This is a genomic window from Syntrophales bacterium (genome assembly GCA_035363115.1).
In the GTDB taxonomy this organism is placed as follows: domain Bacteria; phylum Desulfobacterota; class Syntrophia; order Syntrophales; family PHBD01; genus PHBD01.
Window position 1 is genome coordinate 51,035 of the sequence record DAOSEM010000007.1, and the last position, 18,113, is coordinate 69,147.

Sequence of the window (18,113 nt, forward strand, 5' to 3'; positions counted from 1 at the left end):
AAGGGGTCCTCCTCCCCGCGTCACGCGGAAATGGTGCGGAACCGCTCCAGGATGGGGCGGTTTTCCTGGGTCTCCGGGACGGAGACACCGTGGGGAAACGGCCGTCCCTCCCGGTCCACGTGGACGAAGGTCAGGAAGCCGTCCACGAGCAGCCTCATATCGTTCTGCAGGAACACCTGGATGTAGGCCAGGAGGCTGGTCCGCCCGGCCTTCACGATGCGGCTCTCGTAGCGGATGATGGAGCCGCTGGGCACGGGCTTCTTGAACACCAGGCCGTGGATGTTGACGCACAGGACGTTCGCCGGGGAGGTGATGCCCGCGGCGGCGATGAAACCCGCCTCCACGAACCACTCGGCGTTCCGGCCCGCGAAGAGGGTGCCGTGATGGTTCAGGTCCTCGCTCTTGACAAGCCGGGTGACGACATGGGTGGGAGGCCTGGAATCGTCCATGATTTTTTTCATTTATGAGTCGGAGTTCCGAGCGCCGGCCAGAATCTCCGCCGCTCTTTCCATATCACCCCTGGAGAGCATCTCCGTTGCACAGAAGAGCAGGCAGCCCTCCAGCTCCGGGTATTCCCGCCCCAGCTCGAAGCCACCGACGATCCCCTCCCTTTCGAGGGCCTCATTGGCGCCCCGGGGGTCCGGGCTGCGGAGCACGAATTCGTTGAACACGGGGCCGCTGAAGATGGGCTTCCAGCCCGGCAACCCGAGGAGAAGATCCTTCAGGAAGAGGGCTTTCCAGGCATTCAGCTCGGCCAGCTTTTTCAGGTTCTTCCCCAGGCTTGCGAGATAGACCGAGGCGGCGAGAGCGCATAGCGCCTCATTGGAGCATATGTTGGAGGTGGCCTTCTCCCGGCGGATGTGCTGCTCCCTTGTCTGGAGGGTCAGGACGAAGGCGCGTTTCCCGTCCCGATCCACCGTGGCCCCGGCGAGGCGCCCCGGAATCTTGCGCAGCAGCTTTTCCGAGGCGGCGAAGATCCCCAGGTAGGGGCCTCCGTAGGCCATGGGGTTGCCGAAGCTCTGCCCCTCTCCCGCGACGATGTCCGCCCCCGATGCCCCGGGGGGCTTCAGGAGACCCAGCGACAGGGCCTCGGTGAATCCGGCGACGAGGAGCGCGCCGTGGCGATGGACCGCCGGCTCGAGATCGGAGAGGTCCTCGATGACCCCGAAGAAGTTGGGGGATTGGAGAACGACTGCCGCCGTCCGTTCGTCGACGGCTTCCCGCAGCGCTTTCCCGTCGACCCGGCCGTCGGCGCCGAAAGGGACCTCCGCCACATCGTACCCGTTCGCCCAGGCGTAGGTGGAGAGTACCCGGCGATACTCGGGGTGGACGGAGCGGGCCGCGACGATCCGGTTCCGTCCCAGGGTCTTGGCGGCCAGGACCGCCGCTTCCGCGACGGCGGAGGCACCGTCGTACATGGATGCGTTGGCCACCCGCATTCCCGTCAGGCCGGCGATCATGGTCTGGTATTCGTAGATGGCCTGGAGAATGCCCTGGCTGATCTCCGCCTGGTAGGGCGTGTAGGCGGTGTAAAATTCGGAACGGCCCGTTACGTGGCCCACGACGGCGGGAATGTAGTGCCGGTAAGCGCCCGCCCCGGCGAGGACGATGCGGCCCGGACGATTCCGGGATGCTATCTCCTCCAGAATGGAGAAGGCCTCCTGCTCCGCCAGGGGCGGCGGCAGGTTCAGGGGGGCCTTCAGGCGGAAAGGTTCCGGGATGTCGGAAAACAGATCCTCCACCGAGGCGACGCCGATGGTCTCCAGCATCCGCCGCCGGTCCTGCTCTGTGTGGGGCACGTATTCCATGGCACCGTCCTGAGAGGGGTTTCCGCTTCTTTTAGCTGTCGTGCTTCGCCGTTTCCATTCCTCGTCTTTGTCCGAAGAAGCCAGTAGTGAAACGGTCTTTCAGGCTGTTCAAAAGGGGTCGGATGCAAGGCGCCCGAAGTTCCGGGCCGTGAAGCGTACTTTTTCGTACGTCGAACGGCAGGGGACGAGGGCAACGCAGCAGGCAGCCCTTTTTCAACAGCCTGGTTGTGAACCGATCCTCTGGGCTGTTCAAAAAGGGTTGAATGCAAGGCTCCCGAAGTCTCGATCCGCGAGTCGTACCCCTCGGTACGTCGAGCGGTGAGAGACGAGGGGAACGCAGCAGGCAGCCCTTTTTCAACAGCCTAGTGTGGTTCCTGCAGGATCATCTCGCTGTACGCCGCCGCGTCCATCAGCCCGTCCAGTTCCGACGGATCGTCCATTTTGATCCTGGCGATCCACCCCTCGCCGAAGGCGTCCTGGTTGACCAGCTCGGGCCTGCTTTCCAGTTCGGAATTGATGGCGATGACCTCGCCGCTTACGGGGGCGTAGATGTCGGAGACGGATTTCACCGATTCCACCACGGCGAAGGCCTCCGCCTGGCGGACCTTTCTGCCCGTCTGCGGCAGCTCTACAAAGACGATGTCCGTCAACATCTCCTGGGCATAGTCGGTGATGCCCACCGTGACCGTTCCGTCAGGCCCCGCGAGGGCCCATTCGTGCTCCCGGGAGTATCTGCGATCCGTCGGATTCGGTTTGGCCATAGGTGCTCCTTATAGAAAGGTGTTGTAGAATTCGTTTTTCTTTTCCTTCCGGTAGAAGGGAAGCGGGACCACGGTCGCCCGGGCCTCGCTCTGCCGGATCAGGATCGTGAGCGGGGTTCCCGGCTCGCGGCAATCGGGAGGGACGAAGGCCAATCCCACGGCCCGTTGCAGGGTCGGCGCAAAGGTGCCGGAGGTTACGTCGCCGATGACCGCGCCGTCCCGGAAGACCTGGTATCCGTGGCGGGCGATCCCCCGGTCTTCCATCCGGAATCCCACCAGTTTGCGGCGAATTCCTTCCTGCTTCTGCCTGGCCAGGGCGTCGCGGCCGACGAAGTCCTTCTCGAGGTTCACCAGCCAGCCATAGACGACCTCGTAAGGGGTGACGCCCTCGCACATCTCGTTCCCGTAGAGCATCATCCCCGCTTCCAGGCGAAGCGTGTCGCGGGCGCCCAGCCCGGCAGGCCGGATCCCCTGAACCCGGCCGGTGTCGAGAAGGAGGTCCCAGACGCTCCCCGCCTCTTCCGACGCCATATAGACTTCGAAGCCGTCCTCGCCGGTGTAGCCGCTCCGGGAGATCACAGCCGGGACGGACCCGACGGACGTTTCCAGGAACGTGTAATAGGACAGCGGCTTGAGAAGAACCGGAACGAGTTCCTGAAGAATCCCCTCCGCCCGGGGTCCCTGGATGTCGATCTTGCCGATGGCGTCGCTCCGATCGATGATGTCGACCTGGTGACCCGTTCGTTCCCGCAGATTCAGGAGCCAGCGGCAATCCTTTTCCCGGGTGGAGGCGTTGGTCACCAGCCGGTACCGGTCCATGCCGAAACGGTATACCGTCAGGTCGTCCAGGATCCCGCCCTTCTCATTCACAAGAAGGCTAAGGCGCATCTGGCCCGTCTCGAGCGGGGCCAGGTCGCGGGTCAGAGCCATCTGGAGGAACGGCAGTGCATCGGGGCCCGATACGTCGATCTCGCCCATGTGACAGGTGTCGAACAGGGTAACCCGCTCCCGTGTTGCATGGTGCTCTTCGATGACGTTAGTGTACTGGACCGGCATGGCCCAGCCCCCGAAATCGATGATCCGGGCCTTGAGGGCTTCATGGCGGCTGAAGAGAGGGGTTCTGTTCATGGCTCGTTCCTGAAAGGCTTTTGTTCGGAATGTCGGCGGCGCATGGTCGGAGCCCGCCGCTACAGGAACCGGTAGATGAGGGACAGGGCCAGGAGGATGATGGCGACAAAGATGAAAACATCCGTTTTTTTATAGGCTTTCGCCCCGGCCACGACATAGCCGCAACCGTCGCAGACGACGAGTCGTCCCTCGACGGGGGCCCCGCAGTGTGGGCACGCCATCTTCCCGTCGGCCTGAGGGATCTTCTGGGCGACGCTTTTCCGCAGCTCTTCGTGGATGTCGTACCGCCATTCGCAGTCTTCGGTGGGACATCTCCCCTTGGGGTCCATGTTGTCGGTCCAGATGAAACTCTTCTGACAGAGAGGACAGGTGATCTTCTGCATGAAACGTCTCCATGAACGGGATAAGGGAGTTGCTTGCGGGAAACGGGATTCCGTTTGCGCTTCACACGTACACCAATTCCCTCCCCATTTCAAGGAACAAAACGCCGGAAACCCGCGAGGGCGCTTGGCGACGGAAGCGGATGCACGGCCGGGGCGGCGGGAAAAAGGATGTTCCGGGATCGAGAAACGCGGCGGGAAAACGCGGCCGTTGATTTGTTCGGTGGAATGGGTTATAGGTTGCTTCCATTTCATGGGACCTTACAGGCATTGCCTGCCTGCACCCACTGCCGCTTCCGTGAAATGACAAGTGAAACGCGGAGTTCACGATGATCCGGTTCGATGCCGTCCACAAGTGGTTCAAGGATCTGCACGTTCTCAATGACATCAATCTCCATGTGAAGCAGGGCGAGGTCGTCGTCGTCTGCGGCCCCTCGGGGTCGGGGAAGTCGACCCTCATCCGGACGATCAACAAGCTGGAGCCCATCCAGAAAGGCCGGCTTGTCGTCGACGGCAAGGACCTTTCAGACCGGAAGACGGACATCAACAAGCTCCGGGCTGAAATCGGCTTTGTCTTCCAGCAGTTCAATCTCTACCCCCACCTGACCGCCATCAAGAACATTACCCTGGCCCCCATCAAGATCCGCAAACTTCCGAAAAAGCAGGCGGAAGAGGAAGCGATGGCGCTCCTGGAGCGCGTGGGGCTGGCGGACCGTCGGGATTCCTATCCTTCCCAGCTCTCCGGCGGGCAGCAGCAGCGGGTGGCCATCGCCCGGGGGTTGGCCATGAAGCCCAAGATCATGTGCTTCGACGAGCCCACCTCGGCCCTGGACCCGGAAATGATCGGCGAGGTGCTCCAGGTCATGCAGGGGCTCGCCCACACGGGCATGACCCTGATGGTGGTCACCCACGAGATGGGGTTTGCCCGGGAAGTGGCGGACCGTGTCATCTTCATGGATTACGGGGTTGTTCTCGAAGAGGCTGCTCCGGAGGAGTTCTTCCGGAATCCAAAACATGAAAGGGCCCAGCTCTTCCTGAAAGAGATCCTGTCGCCCATGCACTAACCTTAAATAATAGAAGGAGGAAGGAACATGAAAAGGACGGCGGTATGGTTGATGGCGGTGCTTTTCTTCGTGGCCCTCTGTGGTGCGGCTGCAGCGGCCGACACGCTGGCGGACGCGAAGAAGAAGGGCGTCTTCGTCTGCGGCGTGAAGGATTCCACGCCCGGGTTCGGTTACATCGATGAAAAAAGCCGGGACATCGTCGGTTATGACGTCGATTTCTGCCGGGCCATTGCGAAGAAGATGGGCGTCAGGCTGGAACTGAAACCCGTCACCTCGGCCTCGCGGATCCCCCAGCTCATCGCCGGCAACATCGACATGATCGCCGCCACGATGACCAAAACGGCGGATCGGGCCAAGCAGATCGACTTCAGCTACACCTACTTCTTCACCGGGCAGAAGTTCATCACCCGGAAGGGAGAGGTGAAGAAGCTGCAGGACCTGGCGGGCAAGAGAATCGGAACCGCCAAGGGCTCGACCTCCGAGCAGAACGCCAAGAAGGCCCTGCCGACGGCGACCATCCTGTCCTTCGACGATTATCCCCAGGCTTTCCTGGCCCTGCAGCAGGGCAAGGTCGCGGCGGTGACCACCGACGAGTCGATCCTGGCCAACATCCTGGACAAGGCCCCGGACAAGACCAAGTACGAGATCCCCGACATCCAGATCTCCGACGAGCCCTATGGTCTCGGCATGCGGAAGGGGGACAAGAACCTGGTCGACTTCGTGAACAAGACGATCGTGGAGATGGAGAAGAAGGGCGAGGCGAAGAAGATCTTCGACAAGTGGTTCGGACCCAAGGGGATGGCCTTCCACATGGCTCGCACTTTCAAGATTACGACGAAGAAAGAGCCCTGGGAGAAGTAACAAGCGGTGTTCAGCTATCAGTTCGACTGGTCGGTCGTCACTTCGGGCCAGTATTTCGAGTGGCTCGTGTCGGGGCTCAAGATCACCCTTGAGCTCTCCGTCTGGTCGATTGTCCTTTCCTTTCTACTGGGCCTGATCATTGCCGTCATGAGGATGAGCAATGTCAGGCCCATTCTCTGGTTTTCCCACGCGTACCTGGAATTCTTCCGCAACACTCCGCTCCTGGTCCAGATCTTCTTCTGGTACTTCGGCTCCTATCAGGTCCTGCCAAAGGCCGTGAACGACTGGCTCAACAGCGTCAATTTCGAGTTCGCCGCGGCGGTCATCGCGCTCACCATCTACACATCCGCCTTTATCGCCGAGGACATCCGATCCGGTGTCCGCTCCATCCCGAAGGAGCAGATGGAAGCGGCCCGCAGCTCCGGTTTTTCGTATATCCGCTCCATGCTGTTCATTGTCCTGCCCCAGGCGGTCCGGCTGACGATTCCGCCCCTGATCAACCAGTTCCTCAACGTGACAAAGAACTCGTCCCTGGCCATGACGATCGGGGTGGCGGAGATTACCTACCAGGCGAGGCAGGTGGAGAGTTACACCTTCAAGGGCTTTGAGGCGTTCACGGCGGCGACGCTGGTCTACCTGATCCTGTCGCTGGTCATCGCCGGGATGATGACGATCTACAACCGGAAGGTTCTCAGTCCCATGATGGGAGGGAAGTGATCGTGGAAGGGGGCTTTGACTTCACCGTAATCTGGACCAACATCGCCCATTTCATGATCGGCCGCTACCCCAGTGGGCCCATGGGCGGGGTGCTCCTGACGCTCTACCTGGCGATCGTGTCCCTCTTCCTGTCCTTTCTCGGAGGCATGATCCTGGGGCTGATGTGCGTGGTCCGGAATCCGCTGATCCGTTACCCTACCCTGGCGGTGGTCAACCTGGTTCGGGGAATCCCGCTTCTGCTCGTGATCTTCTGGATGTATTTCCTCCTGCCCTTCGTCATGGGACGGACGATGCCGGAGGCCTGGACGGTCATTGCGGCCCTCTCGATCTTCACGTCCGCCTACATGTCCCAGATCGTCCAGGCAGGGATCGAGGGGATCCCGAAAGGGCAGACCGAAGCGGCTCTCTCGACAGGTCTTCACCCCTGGATGGCCATGGTTTTTATCATCCTGCCCCAGGCCCTGCGGAACATGATCCCGTCGTTCGTCAACCAGTTCGTCTCCATGATCAAGGACACCTCACTGGCGTTCATTGTCGGTGTGTCCGAACTGACCCACGTGGCCACACAGGTGAACAACCGGACCATGATCTACCCGGCGGAAATCTTCTTGTTCATCTCCGTCGTCTATTTCATCATCTGTTTTGCCTTCACGACCTTGTCGAGGTGGTTGGAGAAGAGGCTGGCCCTTGCGGGCCGTTGAAAGACGCCCGTCTGCTGCGTTCCCCTTGTCTTATCTCCCTCAGAAATGGAAAGCTTCCTGCCCTGATTCCCCAGGTGTTGCGGCCCTGCCTCTTCACGAAGCGTTTTTGAATTTCCGCGGCAGGGGAGGCGCGTCGTACGTGTCCATCACGACCTCGATGTAGGCCCCGCTGCCGCATCCCTCCGCCTTTCCGACGGCGTCGTCGAGCTCGCCGCACGTGGTCGCACGGGCGGCGAACCAGCCCTCACACCCCAGTGCCTCGGGCAGCTTGTGATAATGCCATTGCGCCAGGTCGTTGTAGTATATGCCGGGGTCCTTGCAGAGGAGCCGCTCGATCAGGTATCCGTTGTTGTTGATGACGAACAGGATCGGCTTCAGTCCATAGCGGTGGAACATGCAGATCTCCTGGGCCGTAAGCTGGTGGGAGCCATCACCGGTGACAAGGATGGCTCTCCGGCTCGGGTCGGCCAGGGCGGCGCCGAAGGCGGCCGGTGTGGCCCAGCCGATGGAGCCCCACAGGGACTGGTTGTGAAACGTCGAGCCTGCCGGCATCCGGGCGAACGCGAACCCCATGGACGCGGTGCCCGTTTCGACCACCACGATGTCTTCCGGTTTCAAAAGCCGTTCCAGTCGCGGGTACAGGTAGGACGAGGTGATTTTGTCGGCCGGGTTGCCTTCCGGCTTGTCGAGACCCTGGACCCGCGGGGCTTTGACATCTGTGCGCCGGGGGAGCCTTCCCGCCAGCGCCGCCAGCACATCCCTGATTTCCACGTTGTTGTAGACGGCATAACCCACCCGAACATGGTGGAGCATGATGTTGATACTCTTTGCCGGGTCGATCCTGGCGGTGAAGCCACCGGAACTCAGGTCCGTCATGAGCGCGCCGATTTCGATGATGCAGTCGCATCCCTCGACAAACTCGCGAACCTCCTCGTTCATGAGCCGTCCGTCATAGATGCCGATGTAGCCCGGATGGGTCTCATCCAGCACGGACTTGTCCATGATCATGGCGGCAAACGGCAGCCCCGATGCGGTCACCAGATCGGTTGCGGATTCTTTCAGTCCGCAGCGGGAAACGATGATGCCCGGCAGGAAGCAGGCGGAGCCGGCGCGGCACACGGCGTCGACGATGGCGTCTACTGCCTTTTCGAGAGCGGATGGGTCGCTTTCGCGGGTCTCGACGACCGGAACCGATCCGTTCACCGGCATGTTCGCATAGTCGGCCGGGAAGCCCATATAGACCGGTCGACGGTTGTAGAAAGCCGCCGCAATCAGCCGCTCCGTTTCACCGATGCAGTTGTCCGGGGTCAGGATCGCCCGTCCGCAGACCACGGGCTCGGTCATATGATAAAAAAAATCGAATTGGCCGTTGCCGAACGTGTGATGAACCAGGCTTCGGGATCGTTTGGTCCCGCTCGATGGCATTCCCACCAGGTGAAAGACCGGAAGGTGCTCCGCATAGGAGCCGGCAATCCCGTTGACGGCGCTGAGCTCGCCTACCCCGTAGGTGGTGCTCAGTGCGGCGGCGCCCCGTATCCGGGCGTATCCGTCCGCCGCGTAGGCGGCGTTCAGTTCGTTGCAGTTGCCGATCCAGCGGAGGCGGTCGTCCGTGCAGATCGCGTCGTTAATCGGAAAGGCAAAGTCTCCCGGCACCCCGAAAATGTCGTTGATGCCGATGGCCGAGAGGCGTGAAAGCACATATTGAATCACGGTCTTATTCATATCCCTGTCCCTCCTTTCGAACGGAGAACCCCGTCAGACGTCATCTCCTGGAAAACCGGAGACTTCGCATTGTGAGCCTCCCGGGCCTTTCTCTTGGTGAAAGAAAGGGATGCCCCGGATGGCACCAGGATTCCGGGAAAACGTCCCTCTGTCCGCCGGCAAGAGCCTTCTCCGGAGGATGAACGCCTCTGGCATCATGGACTTTCCGGCCGGCCTTCCGGTCCGGTCAGACGATGGCAGGCAAGCCTGCGATGGGGACACATTGAAAAGATTGTTTTCCTCTATTCGCCCGGGGCGCTTCCGAACGCTGATTCCGCTCGGGTTTCGGATACTCCCGGGGATCAAAGAGGCAGGGTGTTCGGTGATCGCGGGCGCAAATCTCGAGGTCAGGCCTGAGGAATGTATATTCAGGCAGGGTTCATATCATCGCTATGTCATCTTTGTCGATAAGGAAATGAGGGATTGTGACGGAACGGTCGGATTCCCGTGCCATGGTTCGGGCACGTTGATGGGCAACCCTTCGCAAAACCTTGTCCTGTTTTCTAAAAACGCTCCTTGAGCACCTCCGCGAAGAAGCGTTCCTTCTTCTTCGGATACCAGAGACTGCCTTCGTAATCGACGATGAGCTTTCCGTCCAGGTGGTCGATCTCGTGCTGGGCGACGCGGGCCAGGAAGTCCAGATAGCGCCGGTTGATCTTTTTCCCGTGGCGGTCCAGGGCCCGGACCTTGATTTCCGGGAACCGGTCGATCTCCACCTGGATGTCGGGGCAGGAAAGGCATCCCTCCGCGGCCTTCACCGGTTCCCCCCGGGACTGGGTGATCCGCGGGTTGACCAGAACGTCGAAATCGTCCTCCTTCTTCGACCAGGTCTTCTCGTCGAAGCCCTTGTTCCGGAACACCACGATCCTCTCGCTGATGCCGATCTGCGGGGCCGCCAGGCCCAGGGCGTCATTGCGATCGAGAAAGGTTTTCACCAGCGTCTCGATGTTCCGGATCGTTTCCGGAGTGAACGGGAATGCCGCCTCCCGGCAGGGAGTTCTCAGGATGGCAGCATCGCCGGCATTTTTTCCGGTTTCGGTCCACAGGGTCAGGACTCGTTTCCCCTCCATGCCTTCCATTCCTTTCTTTTCATGACTCTTGCGAGCCTATAGCACCAGGCGCCCAGTGATGCAAGGGAGTGGGCGAAACTCCTTGATTATTTGTGGGGCGTCTGTTAGCCTCTGCCCCTCACCGACGGAAGAACCCATGTTGACCTCATTGATTCACCGGATAATCAGCAGGCAGGCAAAAAAGGAATTTTCCAGGGCCGTGAATTTCCAGACCGGCCCGCCCCCGGAACTGCCGGCCTGCACCGACTCGGAGTCCCGCCTGCTCTATCTTCACATTCCCTTCTGCGAACGGCTGTGTCCCTACTGCTCGTTCAATCGTTTCGTTTTCCAGGAAAAGGTCTGCCGCCGCTACTTCAAGGCCCTGAGAAACGAGATGGGCCTCTACCGGGCCCGGGGCTATGATTTCCAGGGCATCTATGTCGGGGGCGGCACGCCGACGGTCCTGCCGGACGAACTGGCGGAAACGCTTCACCTGGCGCGGGAGACATTCGGAGTCCGCGAGATCTCCGTGGAGACGAACCCGAATCACCTGACGGACCGGAACGTGGAAATCCTGCAGCAGGCGGGGGTGAACCGTCTTTCCGTGGGCATCCAGAGTTTCGATGACGGGCTCCTGCGGCAGATGGAGCGGCGCGACAAGTACGGGGGCGGCGAGGAGATTCTCGCTCGTCTCCGGACATACCAGGGAGCGTTCGATACGCTCAACGCCGACATGATGTTCAATTTCCCCACCCAGACGCCCAAGATGCTCGATCGGGATCTGGACGTCCTGCTGGGGAGCGGCGTGGACCAGGTGACGTATTACCCCCTGATGGTGTCCGATTCGACCCGCCAGATGGTCACCCGGACGCTCGGATACGTGGACATGAAGCAGGAGGCTCTTTTCTACCGGCGCATTCTCGAACGGCTCCGGCCGACGTACCGGATGTCCTCGGCCTGGTGCTTCTGCCGCAAACCCTCCCTCATCGACGAATACATCGTGGATTACAGCGAATATGCCGGCCTGGGCAGCGGGTCCATCGGGTATCTCCACGGGACCTGCTATGCCAACACCTTCGATGTGGCCGAGTATGCCACCCGGATCGGTCGGGGAGAGCCGCCGCTGATGGCCTCCCGGACCTTCAGCCTTGAGGAGAGGATCCGTTACGATTTCATGATGAAGCTATTCGGCATGGAATTGAAGGAGTCATACCTGAAGGAAAAGTTTGGGGCCGTGTACCCGTATCTCTGGAAAGACATTGCGGCCTTCACCGCGGCTGGAGGGCTCCGCCGGCGAAACGGTACGTTTTTCCTGACGGAACGGGGATGCTACTACTGGGTCATCCTGATGCGTGAGTTTTTCACGGCGGTGAACAACTTCCGCGATTTCTGCCGCGACGCCATCGCTTCTCCGCTGGTGTGGTGAAGCCCGCCTTTTCCGTGGCCGGGTGATCCGGGCCGCGCGGCCGAACCCGCCGCGTCGCGGATTCATATTCCCGTCGTGCAGGCAAGCGGGACGTGATTGGAAACACCGGATTCCGTGAGGGAGGGAAATCAACATGGAGGAAGGGACAAAATCCCGGCTGCGGAAGCTGCCGAAGATCGACGAGTTGATGCTTTCCCTGGAAAAGCGGGGTCTTCTCCGGCAGATTCCCCGGGAATTCGTCCGGGAGGCATGCCGTACCGCCGTGGACGACCTGCGGCGCCGGATCCTGGCTGCGGGTACAGGAGAGGAATTTCCCGTTCCGGACCGGCAGATGGTGGCCGAGGGCATTGAAAAGAGGATGGCCGACCTGGAATCCCCCCGGCTCAAGCGGGTTATCAATGCCACCGGCGTGATTCTTCACACGAACCTGGGGCGGGCCCCCCTGAGCCGGGAGGCGGTTCTCCATGTGGCGGAGGTTGCCGGAGGATACTCGAACCTGGAATTTGACCTGGACAAGGGTGAGCGAGGACTCCGCTACGACCACGTCCGGGATCTGCTGCTCCTCCTGACGGGGGCGGAGGAGGCCCTCGTGGTGAACAACAATGCCGCCGCGGTCCTCCTGGTTCTGAACACCCTGGCGGAGGGGAGGGAGGCCGTTGTCTCCCGGGGGGAGCTGGTCGAGATCGGCGGCGAGTTTCGGATTCCGGAAGTCATGGAGAAGAGCGGCGTCCGTCTCCGGGAGGTCGGCACGACCAACCGGACCCGCCTGGGAGACTACGAACGGGCCGTTACGGAGCAGACGGGCCTGATCCTGAAAGTGCACACGAGCAATTTCCGGGTGGTCGGGTTTACCGAGGAAGTGGATGTTTCCGATCTCGTTACGCTGGGGCGCAGGGTCGGAATCCCGGTCATGCATGACCTGGGAAGCGGATGCCTGATCGACCTGGAGCCCTTCGGGCTGGAGCGCGAGCCTACTGTCCGGGAGGCCGTCGCCTCCGGGGCGGACGTGGTGACATTCAGCGGAGACAAGCTTCTCGGCGGGCCGCAGGCGGGGATCATCCTCGGCCGGAGGGAGAGCGTGGAGAGAATCCGCCGGAATCCCCTGAATCGGGCCCTGCGGATCGACAAGCTGACCCTGGCAGCCCTCGAGGCGACCCTGGCTGCTTATCTGAAACCCGATCGAGCATTGGAGGAAATCCGGGTCCTGAAGGCCCTCTCGGAGCCCCCGGAGACTGTTCGGAGACGCGCCCGCCGGCTCATGACCCTCCTCAAGCGGTCGGGGATCGAGGGGATCGCCTTGTCCCTGAAACCCGGAACCGCCATGGCCGGAGGAGGCTCTCTTCCCGCCCGGGACATCCCCACATGGCTGATCGGCGTCCGGATGGCAGGCCTGTCGTCGGCTTCCCTCGGAGACCGGCTCCGCCGGCTTCCGCTGCCGGTGGTCGTCCGGATCGCCGATGAGGAGGTCCTCCTGGATGCCCGCACCCTGGATGAGGGAGACCTCCACGCCGTCCGGGATGCCCTGCGGGCGGTGTCGGCGTCGTGACGACGGACCCGAGGACAGGGCGGTATACGGTAACGGGCGATGAAGAGGGCGTTCGTCTGGATGTGTACCTGGCCGGCCGGGATGCGGGCCTTTCAAGATCCCAGATCCGGAAAGCCGTGGAGGAGGGCCGGGTCCTCGTCAACGGCCGGCGGGTCAAGGCGGGCCACCGGCTGCGCGAGGGAGAGACGGTGGACCTGGTAATTCCCGAGCCGGCTCCGATGGATGTCCAGCCGGAAGCGATTCCCCTGTCCGTCGTTTTTGAGGACGAGCACCTGCTGGTGGTGGACAAGCCTGCGGGAATGGTGGTCCACCCCGCGGCGGGCCATTCCAGCGGCACCCTTGTGCATGCCCTTCTTCATCACTGCCGGGATCTATCCGGGATCGGCGGGGTGCTCCGACCCGGAATCGTCCACCGCCTGGACCGCGACACGTCCGGGCTGCTCCTGGTCGCCAAGACGGACGGGGCCCATCGGGGGCTTACCACGCAGTTCCGGGAGCGCCTCATCGACAAGACCTATCTGGCCGTGGTTCTGGGAGTGCCCCCGACGGATGCCGGGGAGGTACTCCTGCCCGTGGGGCGGCATCCGTCGGACCGGAAGAAGATGTCCACCCGGAGTTCCCGGGGCCGCGATGCCGTCACCCGCTGGCGCGTGCGGGAGCGCTTCGGCGCCGCGACGCTGCTTGAAGTCGGCCTCCTGACGGGCAGGACCCACCAGATCAGGGTACACCTCGCTTCCCAGGGGTATCCCGTCGTGGGAGACTCCGTTTATGGACGGTCCGGCCTGCTGAAGTCGGTTGCGGACATGGAAACCCGGTCAATTCTCCGTGGAATGAAGCGCCAGGCCCTGCACGCGGCCCGGATTGCCTTCCGGCATCCCCTTCAGGGAGTTCCTCTGTCATTCGAGTCTCCCCTGCCTGCGGACATGGCGGGATTGTGCGAAGCCCTCCGGGGGAGGCGGACGCATGTTTGAGCTCGTACAGAGAGGATCCGTATCGTTTCTTCAATGCGTGCCCCTGAGGGAACTGGGTTTCGTGACCCATGCCTTCTGCACGCGCCGGGAGGGAGCCAGCTCCGGACCTTTCGAGAGCCTCAACTTCAGTTCTTCCGAGGGGGACCCGGAGGAATGCGTCCGGGCGAACTGGGACCGTGCGGCGGAGGCCTTCGGCCTGACCCGTCGACAGTTTTTCAACGTTCACCAGGTGCACGGGAACGACGTCCTGGTCATCGATGATCCCGCGTTCATGACCTTCACCTGCCAGCCCCTTCGCTGCGATGCCATTGTCACGACCCGGCCGGGCCTGGCCCTCTGCATCCGGACGGCGGACTGCGTTCCCATCCTGATGGCGGACCCCCGGAAGGGGGTTGTCGCGGCGGTCCACGCAGGCTGGCGGGGGACCTCCCTGGGCGTCGCAGGGCGGGTGGCCGACTGCTTTCGGGACCGCTTTTCGTCCGATCCACGGGACCTCCTGGCAGCGGTCGGGCCTGCCATTGGGCCATGCTGCTACGAGGTGGATGCGCCCGTTCAACAGGCCATGGAGAACCTGGGACCCGGCCAGACATCGTTTCTGACCCCAGCGGGGCCGGGGAAGTGGAGGCTCGACCTGGCGGCGGCGAATCGCTCCCAGTTGCTGGAACGCGGTTTTTCTCCGGAGAATGTCCACCTGTCTGGTACGTGCACTTCCTGCGGGAAAGAACGCTGGTTTTCCCATCGCCGGGACGCGGGGCGCTCGGGGAGGCACCTGAATTTCATTTTGATGGACCAAAAGCCGGATATCCTGTAAGGTAAAAATCCCTTGACACATTATAGGGCATCGGGTAGAGGGAGTCGGGAATTTTGAAAGGTAACGTCTAAGCCTCCCTTTTCAAGTGTTTCCAGCGTTCCAATTGGCAAACCAGTTCTAATCCAGATTCGTATTTCTGACTCATGGCCAATTCCACTTGAAGACAGTGGGAATCGTGATGCCGGGAACAGTCACGCGTGTCGGCGCATGGCGGCGTTCCGGCTGAATCCGTGCAGCGACACGGAAAGGAAATCGACATGAACATCGAGGAAATCAAGAGACTCCCTATCAGCGAATTGGCTGGCCTGGCAAAGGATCTCAACGTGCCGGGGGCCGGGGGCATGCGGCGGCAGGACCTTATCTTTTCCATCCTGCAGGCACAGTCGGACAAGAACGGCGTCATCTCCGGGACCGGTGTTCTGGAGATCCTTCCGGACGGGTTCGGATTTCTCCGTGCCGTGGACTACAACTATCTTCCCAGCCCCGACGACATCTATGTATCCCCTTCCCAGATCCGGCGCTTCAGCCTGCGGACCGGCGACACGATTTCCGGAGAGGTCCGGCCCCCCAAGGAGGGCGAGAAATACTTCGCCCTGCTGAAGGTCGATTCGGTTAATTACGAGCATCCCGAAGCCGCCCGGGACAAGATCCTCTTCGACAACCTGACACCGCTGTACCCCCAGGAGAAGCTGGCCCTTGAATCGGATTCGGAAAACTTCTCGACCCGGATCATGGACCTCTTCACGCCCATCGGGAAAGGGCAGCGGGGCTTGATCGTGTCTCCCCCCCGGGCGGGGAAAACGGTTCTCCTGCAGGATATCGCCCACAGCATCGCCAAGAACCACAAGGAAGTGATCCTCATGGTCCTGCTCATCGACGAGCGGCCGGAGGAGGTCACGGACATGCAGCGGAGCGTCCAGGGGGAGGTCATCTCCTCCACATTCGACGAACCGGCCACCCGGCATGTCCAGGTGGCGGAGATGGTTATCGAGAAGGCGAAACGGCTCGTGGAGCACAAGCGCGACGTGGTCATCCTGCTGGACAGCATCACCCGGCTGGCCCGGGCGTACAACACCGTGGTTCCGCCCAGCGGAAAGGTCCTCTCCGGCGGCGTCGATTCCAACGCTCTCCACAAGCCGAAGCGCTTCTTCGGAGCGGCTCGCAACATTGAAAACGGCGGAAGCCTGACCATCATCTCCACGGCCCTTATTGACACGGGAAGCCGGATGGACGAGGTCATCTTCGAGGAGTTCAAGGGGACCGGCAACATGGAACTGCACCTGGACCGCCGCATCGCCGACCGCCGGATCTTCCCGGCCTTCGACCTGATCCGCTCCGGAACCCGCAAGGAAGAGCTCCTGATTGCGAAGAATTATCTGAACCGGGTCTGGATCCTGCGCCGGCTCCTCCAGGAGATGAATCCCCTGGACGCCATCGAGTTCATCACCGACAAGATCCGGAAGACCGATACGAACCAGCTGTTCCTGGATTCCATGAACCAGTAAAATACCGCTTGAATTTTCCGGCCGATTTGATTAGATGCACACCCTTTCGTGAAACGGTTCGGATAAATAAGGGAAAAGGAGACAGAATCCCATGAAAGAGGGAATCCATCCGGAATACAAGAATACGACCATCACCTGCGTCTGCGGAAATGTCATTGAAACGAAGTCCACCCGGCAGGACATCAAGGTCGAAATCTGCTCCAGCTGCCATCCCTTTATGACGGGAAAGCAGAAAATCGTCGATACGGCCGGAAGGGTCGAGCGATTCAAGAAAAAGTATGCAGCCCTGGAGCAGAAGAAGGAAAAGTAAGCGAATTCTCCCCTTGCCGGGTGTGTTCATGAGACCGGTCAGGCGGCCGGTTTTGTGGAGTGATCGACAGGAAGAGACGGTCCGGTTCCGTTGCATCCCGATCCGCACACCGGCGTTCCAGCATTCCCGGGGCAAAGTCCCCCGAAGTCTTCCAGGCAGGCATGGCCGTGACAGGCATGCCGGCATGCCCGGAATTCCCGCCCCTTCTCCCGGATTCTCGGTAACTCCATGTTCAAGAGACTGAAAGACATCGATCAGCGATTTCAGGAACTGGAGGGTTTGCTGAGCAGTTCCGATGTAGTCACCAGGCCTTCCCTGTACCAGAAATATGCCAAGGAGCATTCCGACCTGCACGACTTGGTGGAGGCCTGGCGGGAATATGAAAAGCTGGGAGGACAGATCGAGGAGGACCAGCGGATCCTCCGGGAGGACGACGAGGAGCTGAAGGAACTGGTGCGGGAAGAGCTGCCCCGGCTCAAGGAACAGAGGACGTTTCTGGAAGAGCGCCTGAAAATCCTCCTGCTTCCGAAAGACCCGAACGACGAGAGAAACGTTCTTCTGGAAATCCGCGCGGGCACGGGCGGTGACGAGGCGGGGCTCTTTGCGGCCGATCTCTTCCGCATGTATGCCCGCTATGCCGAGCGGTCCGGCTGGAAGGTCGAGGTGATCAGCGGTAGCCCGTCCGGAGGGGTGGGCGGTTTCAAGGAAATCATCGCCATGATCGAGGGCCGCGGGGCTTACAGCCGCCTCAAGTACGAGAGCGGGGTCCACCGGGTGCAGCGGGTTCCGGTTACGGAATCACAGGGCCGGATCCACACCTCGGCGGTGACGGTGGCGATTCTTCCGGAGGCGGAGGAGGTGGACGTTCAGATCGACCCGAACGAACTGCGGATCGACGTCTACCATTCCAGCGGCCATGGCGGGCAGAGCGTCAACACAACGGATTCCGCGGTTCGGATCACACACCTGCCTACCGGCCTGATCGTCACCTGTCAGGATGAAAAATCCCAGCTCAAGAACAAGGCAAAGGCGATGAAGGTGCTCCGGGCGAGGCTTCTGGACATCATGGTGCAGAAGCAGAACGCCGAGATCACGGAGGCCCGGCGAAGCCAGGTGGGGAGCGGGGACCGCAGCGAGCGCATCCGGACCTACAACTTTCCCCAGGGCCGGGTCACGGATCATCGCATCGGGCTTACCCTGTATAACCTGGAAAGCATCCTGGACGGCGAGATCCAGGGGGTCATTGACACCCTGACGACCCATTTCCAGGCAAACGCCCTCAAGGCGGCGACACCCGCCTGAAGCCGGCTCGTC

At 61.4% G+C, this 18,113-nt stretch carries 18 protein-coding genes; 11 read left to right on the plus strand and 7 right to left on the minus strand.

From position 1 onward, the window contains the following. Nucleotides 1-20: 20 nt before the first annotated feature. The 5 genes from PLO63_13180 to PLO63_13200 form a co-directional block, all read right to left on the minus strand. A complete protein-coding gene (locus PLO63_13180; protein HOI75091.1) occupies nt 21-461 on the minus strand; it encodes a hotdog domain-containing protein in 441 nt (146 codons plus the stop codon). Next, nucleotides 462-1,808, minus strand: coding sequence for an aminomethyl-transferring glycine dehydrogenase subunit GcvPA (gcvPA, locus tag PLO63_13185; GenBank protein HOI75092.1), 1,347 nt, complete (start codon nt 1,806-1,808; stop codon nt 462-464). Between the two features lie 362 nt (nt 1,809-2,170). After that, the gene (gene gcvH, locus PLO63_13190) at nt 2,171-2,569 is read right to left on the minus strand and encodes a glycine cleavage system protein GcvH (GenBank protein HOI75093.1); all 399 of its coding nucleotides are present in this window, start codon (nt 2,567-2,569) and stop codon (nt 2,171-2,173) included. A gap of 9 nt (nt 2,570-2,578) precedes the next feature. After that, complete coding sequence (gcvT, locus tag PLO63_13195; protein HOI75094.1) at nt 2,579-3,697, minus strand: glycine cleavage system aminomethyltransferase GcvT; 1,119 nt, start codon at nt 3,695-3,697, stop codon at nt 2,579-2,581. Nucleotides 3,698-3,756: 59 nt separating this feature from the next. Beyond that, entirely contained in the window at nt 3,757-4,080 is a 324-nt protein-coding gene (locus PLO63_13200) for a hypothetical protein (GenBank protein ID HOI75095.1), read from the minus strand. A gap of 326 nt (nt 4,081-4,406) precedes the next feature. On the opposite strand from PLO63_13200, the gene PLO63_13205 reads away from it, so the two are divergent. Genes PLO63_13205 through PLO63_13220 form a run of 4 tightly spaced genes read left to right on the plus strand, consistent with a single transcriptional unit; the run spans nt 4,407 to nt 7,420 of the window. Continuing rightward, the gene (locus PLO63_13205; protein ID HOI75096.1) at nt 4,407-5,141 is read left to right on the plus strand and encodes an amino acid ABC transporter ATP-binding protein; all 735 of its coding nucleotides are present in this window, start codon (nt 4,407-4,409) and stop codon (nt 5,139-5,141) included. Between the two features lie 27 nt (nt 5,142-5,168). Further along, nucleotides 5,169-6,002 (plus strand): ABC transporter substrate-binding protein, encoded by an 834-nt coding sequence (locus PLO63_13210; protein HOI75097.1) that lies wholly within the window; start codon nt 5,169-5,171, stop codon nt 6,000-6,002. 6 nt (nt 6,003-6,008) lie between these two features. After that, on the plus strand, nt 6,009-6,719 hold the full coding sequence (locus tag PLO63_13215) for an amino acid ABC transporter permease (GenBank protein ID HOI75098.1): 711 nt from the start codon (nt 6,009-6,011) through the stop codon (nt 6,717-6,719). A gap of 2 nt (nt 6,720-6,721) precedes the next feature. Then, nucleotides 6,722-7,420, plus strand: a complete 699-nt coding sequence (locus PLO63_13220) for an amino acid ABC transporter permease (GenBank protein ID HOI75099.1) — start codon at nt 6,722-6,724, stop codon at nt 7,418-7,420. Nucleotides 7,421-7,513: 93 nt separating this feature from the next. On the opposite strand, the gene PLO63_13225 is transcribed toward PLO63_13220, so the two are convergent. Together PLO63_13225 and PLO63_13230 are read right to left on the minus strand one after the other, a co-directional pair. Further along, nucleotides 7,514-9,142: a thiamine pyrophosphate-binding protein gene (locus PLO63_13225; GenBank protein HOI75100.1), complete on the minus strand. Its 1,629-nt coding sequence runs from the start codon at nt 9,140-9,142 to the stop codon at nt 7,514-7,516. A gap of 542 nt (nt 9,143-9,684) precedes the next feature. Then, the gene (locus PLO63_13230; GenBank protein ID HOI75101.1) at nt 9,685-10,251 is read right to left on the minus strand and encodes a peptide deformylase; all 567 of its coding nucleotides are present in this window, start codon (nt 10,249-10,251) and stop codon (nt 9,685-9,687) included. Nucleotides 10,252-10,387: 136 nt separating this feature from the next. On the opposite strand from PLO63_13230, the gene PLO63_13235 reads away from it, so the two are divergent. The 7 genes from PLO63_13235 to prfA all read left to right on the plus strand — a co-directional run bounded on the left by PLO63_13235 (nt 10,388) and on the right by prfA (nt 18,101). Next, nucleotides 10,388-11,656, plus strand: a complete 1,269-nt coding sequence (locus PLO63_13235; GenBank protein ID HOI75102.1) for a coproporphyrinogen III oxidase family protein — start codon at nt 10,388-10,390, stop codon at nt 11,654-11,656. Between the two features lie 133 nt (nt 11,657-11,789). Then, nucleotides 11,790-13,202 (plus strand): L-seryl-tRNA(Sec) selenium transferase, encoded by a 1,413-nt coding sequence (selA, locus tag PLO63_13240; protein ID HOI75103.1) that lies wholly within the window; start codon nt 11,790-11,792, stop codon nt 13,200-13,202. Further along, the gene (locus tag PLO63_13245) at nt 13,199-14,173 is read left to right on the plus strand and encodes an RluA family pseudouridine synthase (GenBank protein ID HOI75104.1); all 975 of its coding nucleotides are present in this window, start codon (nt 13,199-13,201) and stop codon (nt 14,171-14,173) included. Before selA ends, PLO63_13245 begins: the two co-directional genes overlap by 4 nt. Further along, entirely contained in the window at nt 14,166-14,984 is an 819-nt protein-coding gene (gene pgeF / locus PLO63_13250) for a peptidoglycan editing factor PgeF (GenBank protein ID HOI75105.1), read from the plus strand. The genes PLO63_13245 and pgeF overlap by 8 nt, the downstream gene beginning before the upstream one ends. Before the next feature lie 257 nt (nt 14,985-15,241). After that, the gene (gene rho / locus PLO63_13255) at nt 15,242-16,489 is read left to right on the plus strand and encodes a transcription termination factor Rho (protein HOI75106.1); all 1,248 of its coding nucleotides are present in this window, start codon (nt 15,242-15,244) and stop codon (nt 16,487-16,489) included. A 91-nt stretch (nt 16,490-16,580) separates the two neighbouring features. Next, nucleotides 16,581-16,799: a 50S ribosomal protein L31 gene (gene rpmE, locus PLO63_13260; GenBank protein ID HOI75107.1), complete on the plus strand. Its 219-nt coding sequence runs from the start codon at nt 16,581-16,583 to the stop codon at nt 16,797-16,799. Nucleotides 16,800-17,027: 228 nt separating this feature from the next. Next, nucleotides 17,028-18,101 carry a peptide chain release factor 1 gene (gene prfA / locus PLO63_13265; GenBank protein HOI75108.1) on the plus strand — a complete coding sequence of 358 codons (1,074 nt, stop codon included), beginning with the start codon at nt 17,028-17,030 and terminating at the stop codon, nt 18,099-18,101. Nucleotides 18,102-18,113 lie beyond the last annotated feature (12 nt).

Bases quoted from the DNA above. Each gene is read 5' to 3' on its own strand.
- PLO63_13180 (HOI75091.1), bottom strand. From the start codon at position 461: ATGAAAAAAATCATGGACGATTCCAGGCCTCCCACCCATGTCGTCACC.
- gcvPA (HOI75092.1), bottom strand. From the start codon at position 1,808: ATGGAATACGTGCCCCACACAGAGCAGGACCGGCGGCGGATGCTGGAG.
- gcvH (HOI75093.1), bottom strand. From the start codon at position 2,569: ATGGCCAAACCGAATCCGACGGATCGCAGATACTCCCGGGAGCACGAA.
- gcvT (HOI75094.1), bottom strand. From the start codon at position 3,697: ATGAACAGAACCCCTCTCTTCAGCCGCCATGAAGCCCTCAAGGCCCGG.
- PLO63_13200 (HOI75095.1), bottom strand. From the start codon at position 4,080: ATGCAGAAGATCACCTGTCCTCTCTGTCAGAAGAGTTTCATCTGGACC.
- PLO63_13205 (HOI75096.1), top strand. From the start codon at position 4,407: ATGATCCGGTTCGATGCCGTCCACAAGTGGTTCAAGGATCTGCACGTT.
- PLO63_13210 (HOI75097.1), top strand. From the start codon at position 5,169: ATGAAAAGGACGGCGGTATGGTTGATGGCGGTGCTTTTCTTCGTGGCC.
- PLO63_13225 (HOI75100.1), bottom strand. From the start codon at position 9,142: ATGAATAAGACCGTGATTCAATATGTGCTTTCACGCCTCTCGGCCATC.
- PLO63_13230 (HOI75101.1), bottom strand. From the start codon at position 10,251: ATGGAGGGGAAACGAGTCCTGACCCTGTGGACCGAAACCGGAAAAAAT.
- PLO63_13235 (HOI75102.1), top strand. From the start codon at position 10,388: ATGTTGACCTCATTGATTCACCGGATAATCAGCAGGCAGGCAAAAAAG.
- selA (HOI75103.1), top strand. From the start codon at position 11,790: ATGGAGGAAGGGACAAAATCCCGGCTGCGGAAGCTGCCGAAGATCGAC.
- pgeF (HOI75105.1), top strand. From the start codon at position 14,166: ATGTTTGAGCTCGTACAGAGAGGATCCGTATCGTTTCTTCAATGCGTG.
- rho (HOI75106.1), top strand. From the start codon at position 15,242: ATGAACATCGAGGAAATCAAGAGACTCCCTATCAGCGAATTGGCTGGC.
- rpmE (HOI75107.1), top strand. From the start codon at position 16,581: ATGAAAGAGGGAATCCATCCGGAATACAAGAATACGACCATCACCTGC.
- prfA (HOI75108.1), top strand. From the start codon at position 17,028: ATGTTCAAGAGACTGAAAGACATCGATCAGCGATTTCAGGAACTGGAG.